The sequence below is a fragment of the Bacillus sp. UNC125MFCrub1.1 genome (assembly GCF_000701305.1).
GTDB classification, from domain to species: domain Bacteria; phylum Bacillota; class Bacilli; order Bacillales; family Bacillaceae; genus Bacillus; species Bacillus altitudinis.
In genome coordinates, this window is record NZ_JNIG01000013.1 from 89884 (window position 1) to 108064 (window position 18181).

Sequence of the window (18181 nt, forward strand, 5' to 3'; positions counted from 1 at the left end):
TTGGAAACTTTGCAAGAAAAACTCCCATCGGCATTGACAAATTACACAAAAACAGGAGAAACTTTAGGAGAATTACACAAACAAAGGGGGACATTAGATGGGAATCATTGAGCAATTTGTCACGACGATGAACAATTTTTTGTGGGGACCTCCCCTGTTGATTTTAATTGTTGGTACTGGAATCTACCTCACCTTTCGCGTTCTCTTCATTCAAATTAGATTACTTCCTTATTCTTTAAAGCTCGCTTTTTCAAAACAAGACAAAACATCAGAAGGAGATATCTCCCATTTCCAAGCATTAATGACGGCTCTTGCTGCAACTGTCGGTACAGGGAATATCGTCGGTGTTGCCTCAGCTGTCATTGCAGGTGGTCCTGGTGCAGTATTTTGGATGTGGTTTGCTGCATTTTTCGGGATGGCCACCAAGTTTGCAGAAGCTGTTCTGGCTGTGAAATACAGGGTCAAAAACGAAAAAGGCGAAATGTCTGGCGGACCTATGTATTATTTAGAGCATGGCTTAAAACAGAAATGGCTAGGGGTGCTATTTGCTGTTTTCGGTGCCAGTGCTGCCTTTGGGATCGGCAACCTGGTACAGTCTAATTCCATCTCAGGCGTCATGAATTCTACTTTTCAAATTCCAACTTGGGTAACAGGTATCATCATTACCGCCTTTACGGCACTCGTGATTTTAGGCGGAATTAAAAGTATCGGCCGAGTGACATCTATTTTTGTACCAGTCATGGCTTTATTTTACGTCATTTGCGGGCTCATCATTCTTGTCATGAATGCTGATCTTGTTCCTGGCGCAGTCAGTCTTATTTTCTCAGATGCTTTTACAGGTCAAGCCGTGGCAGGTGGTGCGATTGGAACCGTTATTCGCTGGGGTGTTGCACGAGGCGTCTTTTCCAATGAAGCTGGTCTTGGATCAGCACCAATTGCTGCTGCGGCTGCGAAAACGGATATGCCTGCCCGTCAAGCTCTCGTCTCTATGACACAAGTGTTTATTGACACCATCATTGTTTGTTCTATCACTGGCATTACGATTGTCATGGCAGATATGTATTTAACAGAAAAAAGTGATGCGCTGACTTCGTTATCCTTTGCTCACTTCCTCGGTCCAGCTGGCTCAACCATCGTGGCAATCGGGCTGCTCCTGTTTGCTTATTCAACCATCATTGGCTGGTCCTATTACGGGGAAAAATGCTTTACATATTTGGCGAAGGATTCGTACGTCATGTATTATCGTATCGTGTTTGTGATAGCTGTCTTTTTCGGTGCCGTGTTTAAGAATGACTTCGTCTGGGGCGTAGCAGATATGCTCAATGGACTGATGGCCATTCCAAACTTAATTGGACTCATCGGTTTATCAGGTGTTGTGGTGTTTGAATCCAAACGAATCATTGATAAGATCAAAGAGGAGAAAAAGGAAAAAAACATTTCAGTGTCGTCATAATAGCCCTTTTATTCTTTTGCTTTTCTGTTAAAATAGACATATTATTCGACACATGCAGGAAAGGACGTGCCGCCCTTGTCACAGCAAAAAGCGGCTGAAGTCAATCAGCTGATTGAAGACATTTCGCAAAAGCTCAATATGCTGAATATTGGAGTCATCAAAGCCGAAGACTTCAGTCCAGATAAGTATGAAGATATTGAATTTCTTCACCAAATGGTGATGAAAAAATCTTCATTCAGCCCAAGTGAAATGCAAGCCATTGCAAGCGAGCTGAAAAGCTTAAGAAAATAATCGTGCACCTGATACTGAATTGCGGTTGACGCCGCTTTCTTACATCCATGCACAGAAAAAGCCAGCACCTCGCAAGGTGCTGGCTTTGTTTATCCTGTCAAAACTACTTATTTTGCGAGCAGTTTTAATGATTCAAGGTTAAATGCTGGAATGTCATCAGGTGTACGGCTTGTGACAAGCTGATCCTGACAAACGACAACTTCTTCATCTTTGAATTTGGCGCCTGCGTTTTCCATATCTACTTGAATGGATGTATAGCCGGTCGCGCCTCTTCCTTCCAGCGTCTTCGCTGTAATAAGCAATTGCGGTCCATGACAGATCGCAAATACTGGTTTTTTCTCGTCCATAAAGGCTTTTGTGAATTGCACGTAGCGATCATCCGCACGCAGAATGTCTGGTGAGAAGCCGCCAGGAATCAGAAGTGCATCGAAGTCTTCTGGTTTCACGTTATCGATAGACGCATCGACTCTTACTTCTGCCTCTCCTTGCTTTCCTTTCACTGTTTTTCCTTTTTCGTTTTCAATGACTGTGATCTCATGGCCTGCGTCTTTAAAGGCTTTTGCAGGCTCGGTGAATTCAACATCCTCAAAGTAATCTGTTAAGACAACTGCAATTTTCTTACCCATGTAGAAACCCTCCTGCTTAATTATCGTTTACACTACACACTATACCCCCGCCAATTGAAATCAAACATCCTATCCCTATGAGAAAACCCCCTTTCAGAAAAATAAGCATTTAGACTCATTCACATTCCCTTAACAAGGTAATTCGTATGATTTATGTTATCTTTACAATAATCTGCAAAAAATAACTACAAAAGTTAACGAAACATTTCTACAATAGGTATTGTGGTCAAAAAAATTAGAAAGGCGGAGATCAGGTGAAGAAACAAGCACATAGGTCTAAACGAAGGAAAAACCTGTCTATTCTGCTCACTTCCATGATGTTGATTAGTCTCATTCTCCCAGCAGTACCTACTTATGCAGAAACAGAAAGCGGCAGCGCCGTAAAGGTCAGTATCTTAGCCACAACAGATGTTCATGCGAACATGATGAATTATGATTACTACAGTGACAAAGAAACAAATGAATTCGGTTTGGCAAAAACAGCCGAGCTGATTGACAAGCACCGTTCACAAAATCCCAATACACTCCTTGTTGATAACGGAGACCTGATTCAAGGAACCCCTCTTGGAGAATACGTTTATAAAAATGAAAAAGACAGCATCATCAATCAAACAAAGGTTCACCCCATTATTCATACACTCAACAAATTAAAATATGATGCAGGTACACTCGGCAATCATGAATTTAACTATGGTTTATCTTTTCTTGACGGTACCATTGCGGGCGCCAACTTCCCGATTGTCAATGCGAACGTCAAAAAGTTAAACGGAGAACACCGATTTACTCCTTATGTCATTCAGGATAAAACCTTTAAAGATGCAAACGGAGCCTCCCAAACTGTGAAAGTCGGTTACATAGGATTCGTACCACCACAAATTATGACGTGGGATAAGAAGCATTTAGATGGACAAGTTCAAGTGCAGGATATTGTGGAGTCTGCCAATGAAACCATTCCAGAAATGAAAGCAAAAGGCGCAGATGTGATCGTCGCTCTTGCTCATACAGGAATTGAAAAAACAGCTTCACCTAAAGGATCAGAAAATATGATCTTTGACCTTGCCACGAAAACAAAAGGCATTGATGCGATTGTGTCTGGCCATCAGCATGGCACATTCCCAAGCGCTGAATATAGCGGCGTCGACAAATTTGATGTCGCAAAAGGAACCATTAATGGCATTCCTGTCGTCATGTCAAAAAACTGGGGAAGCTACCTCGGAGTCATTGATTTAACACTAGAGCCAGACGGCAGCAACTGGAAAGTCACAGACGGAACAGGCAAAATTGAATCCGTTGCCGGGGTGACATATCAAAACAGTACAGTGAAAAATGCCATTCAAACAACTCACCAAAACACCCTAGATTACGTCAGAAAGCCAGTTGGAAAAACAGAAGCAGACATTAACAGCTTTTTCGCTCAAGTGATGGATGACCCTTCTATTCAAATCGTGACAGATGCCCAGAAATGGTATGCACAAGAAAAAATGAAAGATACTTCGTACAAAAACTTGCCGATTCTCTCTGCAGGTGCACCATTTAAAGCCGGCGGACGCAATGGTGTGAACTATTATACAAATATCGCAAAAGGTGATTTAGCGATTAAAAACATCGGTGATCTTTACCTTTACGATAACACCGTGCAGATTGTAAAACTAAAAGGCAGTGAAGTAAAAGACTGGCTTGAAATGTCTGCTGGTCAGTTTAACCAAATCAAACCAAATACTTCAAATGAACAGCCTATTTTAAACGAAGAATACCGCTCATATAATTTTGATGTGATCGATGGTGTGACGTACCAAGTAGATGTCACACAGCCTGCTAAATACAGCACAACAGGCACACTTGTTAACGCTAGTGCGAACCGCATCAAAAACTTGTCTTACAACGGAAAACCCGTTTCTGACAATCAAGAATTTTTAGTCGTGACAAACAACTACCGTGCATCTGGCGGCGGAGGGTTCCCGCACCTCACACAAGATAAAGTGGTGCTCGCCTCAGCAGATGAGAACCGCCAAGTGCTGATGGATTATATTATTGAACAAAAAACCATTAACCCAAGCGCAGATCAAAACTGGTCCATTGCACCAGTAAAAGGCGCAACAGTCACCTTTGAATCTTCTCTACTTGCAAAACCGTTCGCAGAGAAATCAAGCAGCGTCGACTTTATTCGGAATGCCAGCACAGACGGACTTGGCGTGTACAAGCTAGCGTTTAAAGATGATGGTACAACAGAACCACCTGCAACAGACAATTGGCATTTAACGGTGATGCATACAAACGATACACATGCACATCTGGATGATGCAGCAAGACGCGCAACCAAGATCAAAGAAGTTCGCGCCCAAAGCGAAAACAATATTTTATTAGACGCTGGAGATGTCTTCTCTGGTGATCTCTATTTCACAAAATGGCAAGGACTTGCCGATCTGAAACTGATGAACTTAATGAAATACGATGCCATGACGTTCGGGAATCATGAATTTGACAAAGGTCCATCTGTCCTTCGTCAATTCCTGACAGGTGATGCATCCAGTGTAGATGCTAAAAACCGTCACCAGTTTGAAAAACCGAACTTCCCGATCGTGTCATCAAACGTGAATGTCTCTAAGGAAAAACAGTTAAGCGATTTAGTGAAAAAACCAGCAACATTTAAAGCTGGTGAGAAAAAAGAAGCTGGCATTTACCCTTACATTCTACTTGACGTAAATGGTGAAAAGGTCGCTGTATTTGGTCTAACCACTGAAGACACAGCGATTACATCCAGCAGTGGTCCCAACATTCAATTTCAAGATGCATACAAAAAAGCAAAAGAAACAGTCAAAACCATTCAAACTAAAGAAAAAATCAATAAAATTATTGCGCTCACACATATTGGCTATAACCGTGATCTAGAACTGGCTCAAAAAGTAGATGGCATTGATCTCATCATTGGTGGTCACACCCACACCCTTGTTGAAAAATTAAAGGTCATCAATAAAAAAGAACCAACGATTGTTGCGCAAGTAAAAGACTACGGACAATTTTTAGGAAAAGTAGACGTGGCCTTTGACAAAAAAGGCGTCGTACAGCCAAAAGAATCTACTTTTGACCTCATCACGATCGACGACTCTGTGAAAGAAGATGCGGACGCAAAAGCGATTCTTGATCAGTACAAGGCAGATATCCAAGATTTAAAAACCGAAAAAGTCGGGACGTCAGATGTCTTTTTAGATGGACAACGTGAACACGTCCGTGCAAAGGAAACGAACCTTGGAAACTTTATTGCAGATGGCATGTTAAAGAAAGCACAAGAATCTGCTGGGGCTGACCTTGCCATTACAAACGGCGGTGGTATTCGAGGCAGCATTGAAAAAGGAGATATCACATTAGGGGATATTTTAACCGTGATGCCTTTTGGAAACACACTATATGTCGCAGATTTAAAAGGCAGTCAAATTAAAAAAGCGCTTGAACAAGGTCTTTCAGGCATTGAAGAAGGCGGAGGCGCATTCCCTCATGTAGCCGGTATTGAATATACGTTTACACTGAGTAAACCAGCTGGCAGCAGACTGATTGATGTCAAATTGAAAGATCAAAATGGCAATCTGACTGACATTGATGATCAGAAAACATACCGCGTGGCGACTAATGCATTTGTCGGCACAGGCGGTGATGGCTACAGCGTCTTTACAGAAGCGTCTCATGGTGAAGACTTAGGCTATGTTGACTATGAAATTTTCAAAGAGCAAATTGAACAGGCAGACGGTCATATTTCTCCAGTCATCGACCATCGAGTGAAAGAAGTATTCCTTCCTCGCTTGAAAGGAAAAGGCGCCTATGACATTCAAGATGATGAGAAATTCCAAACGTATGTGCAGCATACGAACAAAGCATTGCTCTATTTAGACAAAGCAACCGAAGCGAAAAAGGTTCAATTGTCTCTATCAAAAGGGCAAGTAGCTGAACTGAAGAAACGAGAGCAAGATCCAAACGTCACCATCTATCATGACAAAGTCGGTCTAGCATTACCGCTCTCCAATTTGTCAGAGCAAGATGCAGATATATCGATGGCAAAAACAAATAAGGTGAAAAACGCATTAACCGACACATACGATTTCCAAATCAAACAAGATCAGAAAAATGTGTCTACCTTTAAAGATCCCGTCACACTGTTCTTTACATTAGACGCGCCTGAAAAAGCGAAAAAACCAGGTGTCTATTATGTCGATCGTGAGAAAAACCGCTATGCCAAAACAAGTAACGGTTCATTCGAAAACGGGATTGTCTCAGGTAAAACGGAGCACTTTAGTGAATACACCGTACTCAATCAAAGTGAAGCTGCTGGAACAAGTCCAGACCAAAATGGCGGAGACGGTGGAACTTCTGCTCCAGGCGGTTCGAATCCAAATCAGGATGGAAGCGGCATGCCAGGCGGCACACTGCCGAATACGGCAACGATGATGTATACAGCGGTATTGATTGGCTTACTCATGCTCGCCTCAGGCGGTATCCTTTATTACTACCAGCGCAAGCGCACACGAAACAAAGTATCATCTTAATCGAAAAGGACAGAGCATTGGCTCTGTCCTTTCAGATTGTGGACAAAGGGCTAAAATGGACTTGATTTTAGCCCTTTGTCTTTTTTTTCAGCGTGATAGAAAACCTTTGCAGTCTAGGAAAGTCGAGCACCGGAGCGGAGCGAATTTGACATTCGTGAGCACCGGAGCACAGATTTGACAACGAATGCGAGGGTTTGTCTACACGCTGAGGACAGAGCTTCGGCTCTGTCCTTTTTCCATCTCACTATCAATTTTGGGATAAATACATCCAATGACGGTCATCAAATTCTTTCACATCATCTGACCCTATATGACGCAGCATTCTATTAAAAAACGCGATATCATCTTCATCATCAACGGCATATAAATCCTCTTGAACATATTCTCTCGTAATGAAATTCGTTAAGTTCGTGTTATTCACAAATTCAGCAAAGTACGATTTCACAAGGGTTAAATCTTCTTCATTTAATGTTTCATCACTGATAATTGAAATATGAAATTCATTCAAAATCGCTTGAATGTCTTCTTCATCCATATAACATAACGGCTCTAATTTTCTATCTTCTTCCGTAAACGGTTTTCGCGTGTCTTCAATGATGACATAACATAAAATCCTGTGATCTTTCATCACGCTAAAAATTTCTAAATCTCTTAATTTTAATGGTCTATTCAGTCTGATCATTTGTCCTCCTAGAATGTTGCTCTTGTTTCCCTAAAACCTGAAATAGACAGAGCCTCGGCCCTGTCTACTTCTCTCTTCTAGCAAAATCCACGAACCTGAAACGATCTAGGCGGTGGCGGCTTTCTGTGTATTGGAATAGACTCGTATCCTCCAAGAACACATAATTCTTCACCACTACCACATGATCAAACCCGTTCAAATCGAGATACCTTTCATCTTCTTCAGTACATGGCTCGACCACAAATTCCTTTTGAGCATAACTAATCGAGACCCCAAGTTCTCCTTCAATATACTCGTAAATCGATCCTTCACAAATGTCCTTAGACAAGACCTGCACATGTTTTTGCAAAAAGTAATCTTTGTCTAAAATGACTTCTTCTCCGCTAATATTGCGAGAGCGAATCACTTCCCAAACGTCCTCCTGCCCACTGATTTTCAGCTGAGACTGAATATACTGATCTGGCTTGATTAAACCGAACTCATGAACCGTTGTTACCGTCTTTCGCCCAAGCGTTTGGGAAAGCTCTTTAAAGCTGACAAGACCCGAAACTGGGAACTGCATTTTCTCTCGATTCAGCAATACTGAGCCTTTCCCACGAATTTTTTGGATATAGCCATTTTGCACAAGGATGTTTAATGCCTTTCTCACCGTCTCACGGGATGTGTCATACATGACAGACAGCTCATGTTCTGATGGGAGGATGCCTTTATCCTGCCATTCACCTTGTTCAATTCGTCTTGCGAGCTGATCATAAATCACTCGAAACTTATTCTCTTTCATTTTCCTTCCGCCCCATTTACTAGCGTTTGGTTAAATGATAAACGATTGACTCATATGGGCGCAACGTAAATCCCTTGATATCTGCCGGCACATCCTCATAATTGGACAGCAGGACTTGCCCTTCCATTTCATTGACATCCTTTGCAAGCTCATCTGGAAGTGTAAAGTCCGTCTCGCCTGCATAAAAATGGTTGATCACGAGAATCTTCTCATCTTTGCCTTCTCGCACATACGCAAACACCTTTGGATCATCTGAAAGCAGTAAAGTAAAGCTCCCATAGGTGATCACATCAAGTTCTTTTCGAAGTCTGCAAAGGGCTTGATAATGATAAAAAATCGACGTCTCGTCTTTTAATGCAGCTTCTACTGAAATATCGTTTTGAGCTGGTTCAATCCAAGGTGTACCTTTTGAGAATCCCACATTTTTTTCCGACGTCCATTGCATAGGTGTCCTTGCGTTATCTCTTGATTTGACCTGTAAAATCGCCAAAGCTTCTTCCTTTGTTTTCCCTTTTTCAAGCATGACTTCGTACATATTGAGTGATTCAATATCGCGGTATGACGAAATGTCCTCAAAGCGAGGATTCTTCATCCCAATTTCTTCACCTTGATAAATATAAGGAGTGCCTTGCATCAAATGAATGGTGGTCGCCAGCATCTTCGCTGATTGCTGATGGTACGTGCCATCATCACCGTATCTAGACACGATGCGTGGCTGGTCATGGTTGCACCAAAAGAGTGCGTTCCAGCCGCCGCCCTCATGCATTTTCGTCTGCCATTCTGACAGAATTGATTTCAACTCTAGAAAATCAAATGGCGCAATGGCCCACTTTTCACCGTTAGGATAGTCGACTTTTAAATGATGAAAATTAAACGTCATATCCAGCTCCTGCCGATCAGGTCTTGTATACCGAATGCAGTCTGTAATATTCGTTGAAGACATTTCCCCCACGGTCATGCTATCATATTTCGAAAACACTTCCTGATTCATTTCATGCAAAAATTCATGAATTCTCGGCCCATCTGTATAGTACATACGTCCATCACCTTGCACTGATTGCCCGGCATCATCTAAAAAGCGTTGATCCTTTGAAATGTTATTGATGACATCCAGTCTGAATCCATCGATCCCTTTTTCAAACCAAAAGTGCATGATGTCATATACTTTCCTGCGCACTTCATCATGTTCCCAATTGAGGTCTGCCTGGGTAACATCATATAAATGAAGATAATAGTCACCTGTCGCTTCATCTAATTCCCACGCTGGCCCGCCAAACTTTGACTGCCAATCATTCGGAGGAGAGCCGTCCGCTTTCGGCTCCTTCCAAATATAATAGTCTCGATACGGGTTCTCCTTCGACTCTCGGGAGGCTTGAAACCACTCATGGAAAATCGACGTATGGTTCACGGCGAGATCCATGATGACACGGATCCCTCGTTCATGTGCTTCTTTCAGCATGTGCTCAAAATCAGCCATTGTGCCGTACATGTCATGGATTTTTGTATAATCACTAATATCATAACCATTGTCATGCTGTGGTGACTCATACATAGGGGTCAGCCAAATACAATCCGCCCCTAGCTCTTTGATATAGTCGAGCTTTTTCGTCACGCCATTGATATCACCTGTACCAGAGCCTGTTGTGTCTAAAAAGCTCTTCGGATAGATTTGATAGACCACGGCTTTTTTCCACCACGGTTCGTTTGTTTGTTGATTCAATTTCCTTCACCACCACTAGTTAAGTTCTTGTGATACATCCTTCTTTTTAAGTTTTGCATATAAAAGGGTACCAATGAATGGGACGATCAGCACAATCACCATTCCGATGGCAAATGCCCCCCAATATTTCGGAATGATCGAGAAGATTCCTGGAATGCCTCCAACGCCGACTGAACTTGCCAGTACCCCTTGTGAGGCAATAAACATACCAGCTATCCCTGAACTGATCAGGGCAAAAATAAACGGGAATCTATAGCGCAAGTTCACCCCAAACATCGCCGGTTCAGTAATGCCCAAGTAAGCAGAAATACTTGATGTCAGCGAGAGCCCTTTTTGCTTTTCATCTTTTAAGACAAACATCATCGCAAGTGCCGCTGATCCTTGAGCAATATTAGACAAGGCGAGCATTGGCCATAGGAACGTGCCGTGCAGTTTTGAGTTAATCAGCTGAATATCGACTGCTAGGAACGTATGATGCATCCCTGTAATGACTAACGCTGCATACAATCCGCCATATAAAAGACCGCCAAGTGCTGCGAATTGCTGGAATACGGTGACGAGTCCAGATGTTAAAACGTTTCCGATCGCAAATGTAACGGGACCAATGACGATAAATGATAAAAATCCAATGAGTAATAATGTAATTGGTGCAACAACTAACAGCTGAATACTTTCAGGTGTCCGTTTTGTTATAAATAATTCGAGCTTTGCGAGTAAATAGGAGGCGACGAGTATCGGAAGAACCTGCCCTTGGTAACCTACCTTTTGTACTTCAAGTCCAAACAAATTCCAAACAGGAATGTCACCTGTCTTTTCCGCCGCTCCATACCCCCAAGCATTCAACAGATCTGGATGTACAAGCATCAGTCCGAGGACCATCCCTAGAAGTGGATTACCTCCAAACCGCTTGACAGCCGACCAGCCAATTAATGCTGGCAAAAAGGTAAAGGCAGTGCCTGCAATCAAGTTGATCATATTTGCTAAATCCGCCCATGCCGGATACACATCCACAATGGATTTTTGATCAAAGAAAATATCAGGAGCTGTTAAAATATTATTAATCCCCATCAATAAACCGGCTGTCACGATAGCTGGAAGGATTGGAATGAAGATATCTGCAAGCGTTTTCACCGCACGCTGTAAAGGATTTAATTTCTGATCAGAGGCACGCTTGACGTCCTCTTTTGTCGCTTCGCCGATTCCCGTCTGTTTGACCATTTCGGCATAAACCCGATTCACCACTCCTTGACCAATGACCACTTGGTATTGGCCATTCGCTGAGAAAGATCCCTTCACTTCATCAATTTGTTCTAGTGCTTTCTCATCCACCTTACCTTCATCTTTTAGCACAAAACGAAGTCTTGTCACACAATGTGTGGCTTGATCAATGTTTTCTTTGCCGCCAATGGCTTTCAAAATCTGATCTGCCGCTGCCTGATAATCAGCCATGCTATCCCCTCCGAGATCGTTTTTTTATAAGAAAAAAGAATCAAAACTTGTATATACATGTTCACCTCATATTTTATATTTGTATATACATGTAGTCAATAAGAAAATGTAGCGCTTTCATAAAAAAAGCTCCCTCAATGTGCTCAGAGAGGCAGCGTGTCATCATCTTTTTTTATGCTCCGTTAGTTTTTCGTAGACCCTATTCTTATAAAAGGAGGAGGCTGGTCGAGCAAACGTTTGGCGCTTGGATGTGAGTTCATCGAGGCGTTTTTGTTTTTCCTCACATACGAGAGAGAGTTTTTTTCTTTCTTCTCCATCTATACTCGTTTTCAGTAACTCTTTGACCGTCATTAGTTCTTTTTTCAAAGCGGTTTCTTCCCCGGCAAAGCCAGCATTTTTCATGATTCGATAGCCCATCCTCAGCTCTTCTGGTACATGAGCAGCATCATCCTTTGGCAGAGGTTTCCCAAAGCCTGATAGTCCTTCAAAAGCTCCATGGTCCATCGCCTTTTTGATCCGTTCTTCTGACAATCTCTGCGCAAAATCCATGACACGTCTCCTTTCAGATCGTCTGATATTTTGGTTAAGCATAGCAAAAAAGCTGACTCTCTCACAAGAGCCAGCTTTCTCGTTATTTTTTGTCGATTTTAAAAGTAGATACCATTTGTGCCAAGTCCTCTGACATGTCAGAGAGCTGTTCAATCGCACTTGAAATTTGCTGCATGCCAGCACTTTGTTGTTCTGTTGCTGCCGCTACTTCTTGAGAGCTTGCCGCATGTTCTTCTGACACGACCGAAATTTGTTCAATCGATGTAGAAATTGTTTGATATGCTCGTTCTACCTGCTGAATAGATTGAAGCAAATTGTTCGTTCTGCTTGCAAATTGAGACACTCCATCATAAATACCAGCGAAGTTCTGCGATGTGCCTTTCATTTGCTCACGGCCTTCTTCCACTGCTTTACTGCTTTCCTCCACGCTTTCAAGGACACGCTGACTATTTTCCTGTGTGCCAATGACTAAGTCTGAGACCGTTTTAGCTGCATCAGCTGACTGTTCAGCTAACTTACGGACTTCATCAGCCACAACAGCAAATCCTTTTCCTTCTTCTCCTACACGTGCGGCTTCAATAGAAGCATTCAGTGCAAGCAGATTCGTTTGCGCTGAAATGTCCGTAATAATGGAGATGACACTTTCAATTTCTGTTGAATGTGATTGCAATTCTTCTGCCGCTTGCTTGGAGCTTGTCATCATGTCATGTAACATGTTGAGATGTTCAAGCACATGCTGCACCAATTTTTGACCAGATTCTGACTGCTCTTGTACTTTTGATGAAACAGATTTCATTTCATCCACTTCTTTTGTTACGCCTTCGATTTGAGTATCGATTTCCGCAACAGATGTTGTGCAGTCTGTAATGTTTGCGACTGAATCATTGATTCCTTCACTCATATTCGTCATCGCTTCTGACACTTGTTGTGCACTTTGACTAGATTCCGTTGTCACTGTGCGAAGCTGTGAAGACATTTTCGACACTTCACTTGATGAGTTTGAGATCTGTCCAATAAGCTCTTTGATCCGTCCCTGCATTTTCTGGAAGGAAGCCGCTAATTGACCGATCTCATCTTTACTTTGAACTTCTACCATGCCAGTTAAATCACCATCTGCAATTCGATCCGCTGATTCCATTAATGAGCGTGCTGGTTTTGCAATTCTTCTTCCCATGAAGAATGAGAAGAGTAATCCGCCGATGAGCACAATCGCAGATGCTACTGTGATATAAATTGTCAGCTTTTTCGTTGTTGCTGGAACAACAGAGGCATCTAAGTCAATTCCTAAAATCCCCGTGAGTTCACCGCCTGAATCTTTAATTGGTAAAAAGACGGATTTATGAGTCCCATACGAATCAACGTAAATGTCACTTTTGACCATTTTATCTTCAGAAAGAGCTTGTTTCATTTCATCTGAAAAGACATAATCTTGATCAAAATCATTGTCTTCCCCTGTTAGTACGATGATTCTTTCTTTGCCGCCCTTATTTGATAACACGTATAAGTTCTCAAGCGTATGATCTTTTTGTAGTTCTGTGAATTTCTTTTTGATCTCCACATAAATGGGATCATCCTTCCCGCTAATGCTAAGGACATTTCCATCAATATGATCGATTTCTTTTTTCGCTGTATCAATATCTGTTGTTAATCGATAATCAAATTGCTTTAATAATTGGGAAGATAAATCCTGGCTAACTAAATAAAATGTTAGAACGAATAATGCAACGGTTGCGAGTAATGTTACGACAACGACTGACATGATTTTGGAGGATATCGTAAGTCCTCCAAACTTCCTTTGTTTCGCCATTTTTTTCTACATCTCCACTCTCAATTTTAATTTAAGCCTCTACACTTTCAAATTGTCCACAAACAGATGCAATGACATCTTTTAAATAAGATACGATATGAGGGATATGCTCCGGTAACGTATAAGGTGAAATCACAAAAAATTTACTCACACTTAGATAGAATTCTTGACCTTCTTTGGCATTGACTTGTAAAAACTTCGTTGTATCACCAAAGAACATTTCGTCTCTTTTCTCTCCAAGCTTTTCAAAGAGGATTTTGTTCAAATCATTGTTGCGCTCAATTTCCATAGCAGTTGCTTCTCCAGATATTTCTTCCTTAAAACGAGGAGAGCCGTCTAGGTAAATTCTAAACAATGTAGCCATTCCGACATTGTCATCATTGACGACTTCTGCTTGTGGAATTTCCTGACGAAGTGCTTCTCTAAATGCAAGGTTCACCTCTAAAAATTGACCGAGCAAGCGCTGGTATCCTTCAATTCCAAACGTTAGCAGCACACTTAGCATGCTGATGGAGCTTCCCATTCTTGAGCATTCAAGCGTATAACCGGTATGGTATTCCCCGTATCCTCTATGTCCAACATATGGTGTTTCTTGTTCTTCTAGATCCAAGCGCTTTAAGTCAGCAGCGTTTTTCACTAAGAATAAACTAGATGTGTACGGTGTTTGTCCGAGTTTTTGAAAGTCAAAACACATCGTGTCAGCAAGAGAAAGATGCTGGAATTTCGCTTTGATTTCTTTTAGCATACGAAGAACACCGTCTGAGAATTGCAGCGGGTTTTCAGATACATCATACTCATTAAAGAAAGCAAAGAATCCACCAAGCGCCGAATCTGCATGAATATGCGGCACCTTGAGACCATACTTCTCAGCAATGGCTTCTGCCGTTTCACGCACCCCTTTTACATCATCAATTGCAATGGCATCTGTTGTTCCGGTTGTTGCCACAATATAAACGGGAATTCCGCCATTTTGGGCAACACGTTCCATTTGACAACGCAAATCTTCCATATCCATCGAATGATCTTTATTCGTCTTAATTCTGATTAAGTTGTCTGTGCCAATCCCTGTTGCTTCCATTGACTTAAATAAGCTGTAATGTGCTGCATCAGAACAAAACGCATAAAGATTTTGCGGGACGCCTTTTCGTAATGACTCCGGTGCAACTTTCGCAATCGCTAAACGAAGCCCCGAGAAAATAGCCCCTTGACCTCCCCATGTTGTGTAGCCCCCGCTCACATTTGGATCATATCCGATGAGCTTAGACATCATTGAGACCACTCTGACCTCAGCTTCCGCACCTGCTGGTCCATACACATCCCAAAGGTTGTTTCCGTTAACCAGCATAGCCGTCAGCATGCCTAGAATTCCTGGTGTACTTGCCATTGGCAAAATGTTCGTGAAGAAATACTTCGTGTGGTATGGATGATTATGTAAAAGCTTCAGTAATTCTTCATTCACAAGTTCCGCTTGTTGTCCGTTCATCGGAATTTGACTTGTTTCAGTGAGCTTTTTGTAAAAGTCCTCCTCGCGATTCTTTTCACCTTTTAGGTGAGCACGGTTCGGATCCTTCAGGTCATCGACCCCTGAAATGATCTGTTCCATTAATTTAATGAGTTCTTTCCGCTCTTCTGCATTTCCGTCCTCACTCGGAAACCAGTTCTGAACGAGGTTCTGTGCTCGTACAGTCATATACTATCAATCCTTTCAATGGAAGATTTCCTGTCACTGTCTATATCGACCCCGTTTCAAAAGTTTATAGTGTCGAACTGTACACTTAAGTATATTTAGATAATTTGTTCACCCGTCAAAAAGAATAAAACCCTTACAATACACATCAAAACCATTATGTTTGTGAAACAACAATATATATCAATATACTTTCATGAAGGAATTATTATCCAGACAATTCAGCGGTTTATTCATTCATTTTTTTTACTTAACCTGCATAAACATTAATAAACACTGGAAATCCGCCTAAATGCACCATTGTAGAAATCAAATTAATTCTTTAGACTTGTGTCTTTTTACCTGTTTTATTGATATAGCAACAGGAAAATTACAGAATTTTCTGTAATTATTAGGATGAATTTCACAAAAAGTTTTTCGGAGATCGAATATTTTCGATGTCTTCCCATTTCTAGCTCGGACAGGTTGCCTTAGGTGCTCACCGGTTATGACTTTTCTATTTGTGCATTTCATGGTATATTCTAATGGTTCGTTTTCTTTCGTTCCGCCTCTTCCGTTTAACGGAGAAAAGGAGTGTTTAAATGAAAACATTTATTCAAAAAAGGGGCCTCGGCTTCTTTGTAATTGCAGCCATCTTGTTATGGCTCAAGACGTATACAGCTTATTTAATCGAATTTAAACTTGGTATATCAAATGTGCTTCAGCATATTTTGCTTTTTGTGAATCCTATTAGCTCCAGCTTGTTCTTTCTTGGCTTTGCTTTATTGTTCAAGAAAAAATGGCAGCCTGCCGCTATCATTGTGATTCACTTTTTCATGTCTTTTTTACTTTACGCAAATATCGTGTACTATCGATTCTTCAATGACTTTATCACGCTGCCTACAGTGATGCAGGCAGGAACGAATGGCGGACAATTAGGTGATAGTGCATTTTCACTCATGCGTTGGACTGATATGTTTTACTTTCTCGATACCATCATCTTGATCGTACTCGCAGTCCGCATGAAAAGACAGCAGCAAACAAGTACAGCGACTGTACCTGTTCAAAAAACAAAATCGTTTAGACTCGTTCTTGTGTCCTCTGTTCTGATTTTTGTTGTCAACTTAATCGCAGCAGAAATTGATCGCCCAGAGCTTTTATCAAGATCGTTCGACCGCAATTATTTAGTCAAATACTTGGGTGCTTATAATTTTACGGTGTTTGATGCCATTCAAAATGTGAAATCAAACAGCCAGCGTGCCCTGGCAAATTCAAGTGACGTAACAGATGTAGAGAATTATCTAAAGGCGAACAGCGCTGATCCTAACCCGGCTTATTACGGGAAAGCGAAAGGCATGAACGTCATTACAATTTCTCTTGAATCACTGCAAAACTTTGTCATTGATTACAAAGTGAATGGAAAAGAGGTCACTCCTTTCCTCAATTCATTAGCCCATGACAACAAAACGTTTTATTTTGATAACTTCTTCCATCAAACAGGACAAGGAAAGACATCTGATGCGGAATTTATGATGGATACGGGGCTTTTCCCATTATCACAAGGCTCTGTGTTTATTAACAAAGCTCAAAACACATATCAGGCGCTTCCTGGCATTTTGAAAAAGGACCAATACACGTCCGCTGAATTCCACGGAAATACGAAAACGTTCTGGAACCGAAATGAAATGTTTAAGTCCTTTGGATATGACAGATTTTACGATTCTGAGTACTACGATATGAATGAACAAGATACGAAGAACTATGGATTGAAAGACAAACCTTTCTTCAAAGAATCCATGCCAATGCTTGAAAATCTAAAACAGCCGTTTTATTCGAAATTCATTACGCTGTCAAACCACTTCCCATTTGGTATGGATGAAGGTGATACCGATTTTGAACCTGGCGACTTCGGAGACTCCGTCGTTGATAACTACTTCCAATCTGCTCATTATTTAGATGAAGCCATTGAACAGTTCTTTAATGACTTGAAGAAATCCGGTCTCTATGACAATACCGTCGTCATTATGTACGGTGACCATTACGGCATTTCAGAAAACCATAATGAAGCGATGGAAAAAGTGACTGGCGAAAAAATTGGAGATTATGAAAATGCCCAGCTTATGCGTGTGCCGCTCTTTATCCATGTGCCAGGCGTAAAAGGCGGACAGATTCATAAATACTCTGGTGAAGTCGATGTTGCGCCTACCCTTCTCCACCTGCTCGGAGATGATACGAAGAACTATTTAATGTCTGGTTCTGATATCTTATCGAAGAACTTTAAAGAGCTTGTGCCATTTAGAAATGGAGACTTCGTGTCTAAGGACTACACGAAAGTAGGCAACAATTATTACAGCAACAAAACAGGTGAAAAAATCGAGCCGACTGAAAAGGCATCACAAGAAAACGAAACGGTGAAAAAGATGCTAGAGACATCTGATAAGATTGTCACGGAAGATTTACTCCGTTTCTACAAACCTAAAGGCTTTACACCAATTGAGCGAAATGATTATGACTACACAAAGAAAGTACAGGATGAAAAAGATTCCTCTTCCGCCAAAGATGAATCCAGCTCGTCTTCCAAATAACTTTCTCATTTAAGGCCCCAGCCGATCCAAGATCAGC

The 18181-nt window shown here is 41.5% G+C and carries 12 protein-coding genes; 4 read left to right on the top strand and 8 right to left on the bottom strand.

Annotated features, from left to right (window positions below; genetic code table 11):
- Nucleotides 1–97 precede the first annotated feature (97 nt).
- Complete coding sequence (locus N521_RS11240; RefSeq protein WP_007496593.1) at nucleotides 98–1453, top strand: alanine/glycine:cation symporter family protein; 1356 nt, start codon at nucleotides 98–100, stop codon at nucleotides 1451–1453.
- A 75-nt stretch (nucleotides 1454–1528) separates the two neighbouring features.
- Complete coding sequence (locus N521_RS11245; protein WP_008341757.1) at nucleotides 1529–1744, top strand: DUF1128 domain-containing protein; 216 nt, start codon at nucleotides 1529–1531, stop codon at nucleotides 1742–1744.
- Nucleotides 1745–1851: 107 nt separating this feature from the next.
- Here N521_RS11245 and N521_RS11250 read toward each other — a convergent pair whose 3' ends face one another.
- On the bottom strand, nucleotides 1852–2370 hold the full coding sequence (locus N521_RS11250) for a type 1 glutamine amidotransferase domain-containing protein (RefSeq protein ID WP_035391347.1): 519 nt from the start codon (nucleotides 2368–2370) through the stop codon (nucleotides 1852–1854).
- Nucleotides 2371–2624: 254 nt separating this feature from the next.
- On the opposite strand from N521_RS11250, the gene N521_RS11255 reads away from it, so the two are divergent.
- A complete protein-coding gene (locus tag N521_RS11255) occupies nucleotides 2625–6905 on the top strand; it encodes a multifunctional 2',3'-cyclic-nucleotide 2'-phosphodiesterase/3'-nucleotidase/5'-nucleotidase (protein ID WP_035391349.1) in 4281 nt (1426 codons plus the stop codon).
- A gap of 247 nt (nucleotides 6906–7152) precedes the next feature.
- Here N521_RS11255 and N521_RS11260 read toward each other — a convergent pair whose 3' ends face one another.
- The 7 genes from N521_RS11260 to N521_RS11290 all read right to left on the bottom strand — a co-directional run bounded on the left by N521_RS11260 (nucleotide 7153) and on the right by N521_RS11290 (nucleotide 15583).
- Nucleotides 7153–7587, bottom strand: coding sequence for a hypothetical protein (locus tag N521_RS11260; protein WP_035391351.1), 435 nt, complete (start codon nucleotides 7585–7587; stop codon nucleotides 7153–7155).
- Between the two features lie 64 nt (nucleotides 7588–7651).
- Entirely contained in the window at nucleotides 7652–8368 is a 717-nt protein-coding gene (gene treR / locus N521_RS11265) for a trehalose operon repressor (protein ID WP_007496585.1), read from the bottom strand.
- A gap of 19 nt (nucleotides 8369–8387) precedes the next feature.
- The gene (gene treC, locus N521_RS11270) at nucleotides 8388–10088 is read right to left on the bottom strand and encodes an alpha,alpha-phosphotrehalase (protein WP_035391352.1); all 1701 of its coding nucleotides are present in this window, start codon (nucleotides 10086–10088) and stop codon (nucleotides 8388–8390) included.
- Nucleotides 10089–10103: 15 nt separating this feature from the next.
- Nucleotides 10104–11537 (bottom strand): PTS system trehalose-specific EIIBC component, encoded by a 1434-nt coding sequence (treP, locus tag N521_RS11275; protein ID WP_035391354.1) that lies wholly within the window; start codon nucleotides 11535–11537, stop codon nucleotides 10104–10106.
- Between the two features lie 162 nt (nucleotides 11538–11699).
- Nucleotides 11700–12086, bottom strand: a complete 387-nt coding sequence (locus N521_RS11280; RefSeq protein ID WP_035391356.1) for a DnaJ family domain-containing protein — start codon at nucleotides 12084–12086, stop codon at nucleotides 11700–11702.
- Between the two features lie 82 nt (nucleotides 12087–12168).
- On the bottom strand, nucleotides 12169–13893 hold the full coding sequence (locus N521_RS11285) for a methyl-accepting chemotaxis protein (RefSeq protein ID WP_035391358.1): 1725 nt from the start codon (nucleotides 13891–13893) through the stop codon (nucleotides 12169–12171).
- 31 nt (nucleotides 13894–13924) lie between these two features.
- Nucleotides 13925–15583, bottom strand: coding sequence for a pyridoxal phosphate-dependent decarboxylase family protein (locus N521_RS11290; protein ID WP_007496575.1), 1659 nt, complete (start codon nucleotides 15581–15583; stop codon nucleotides 13925–13927).
- Between the two features lie 578 nt (nucleotides 15584–16161).
- On the opposite strand from N521_RS11290, the gene N521_RS11295 reads away from it, so the two are divergent.
- Complete coding sequence (locus N521_RS11295) at nucleotides 16162–18144, top strand: lipoteichoic acid synthase (protein WP_017358781.1); 1983 nt, start codon at nucleotides 16162–16164, stop codon at nucleotides 18142–18144.
- Nucleotides 18145–18181: the final 37 nt, after the last annotated feature.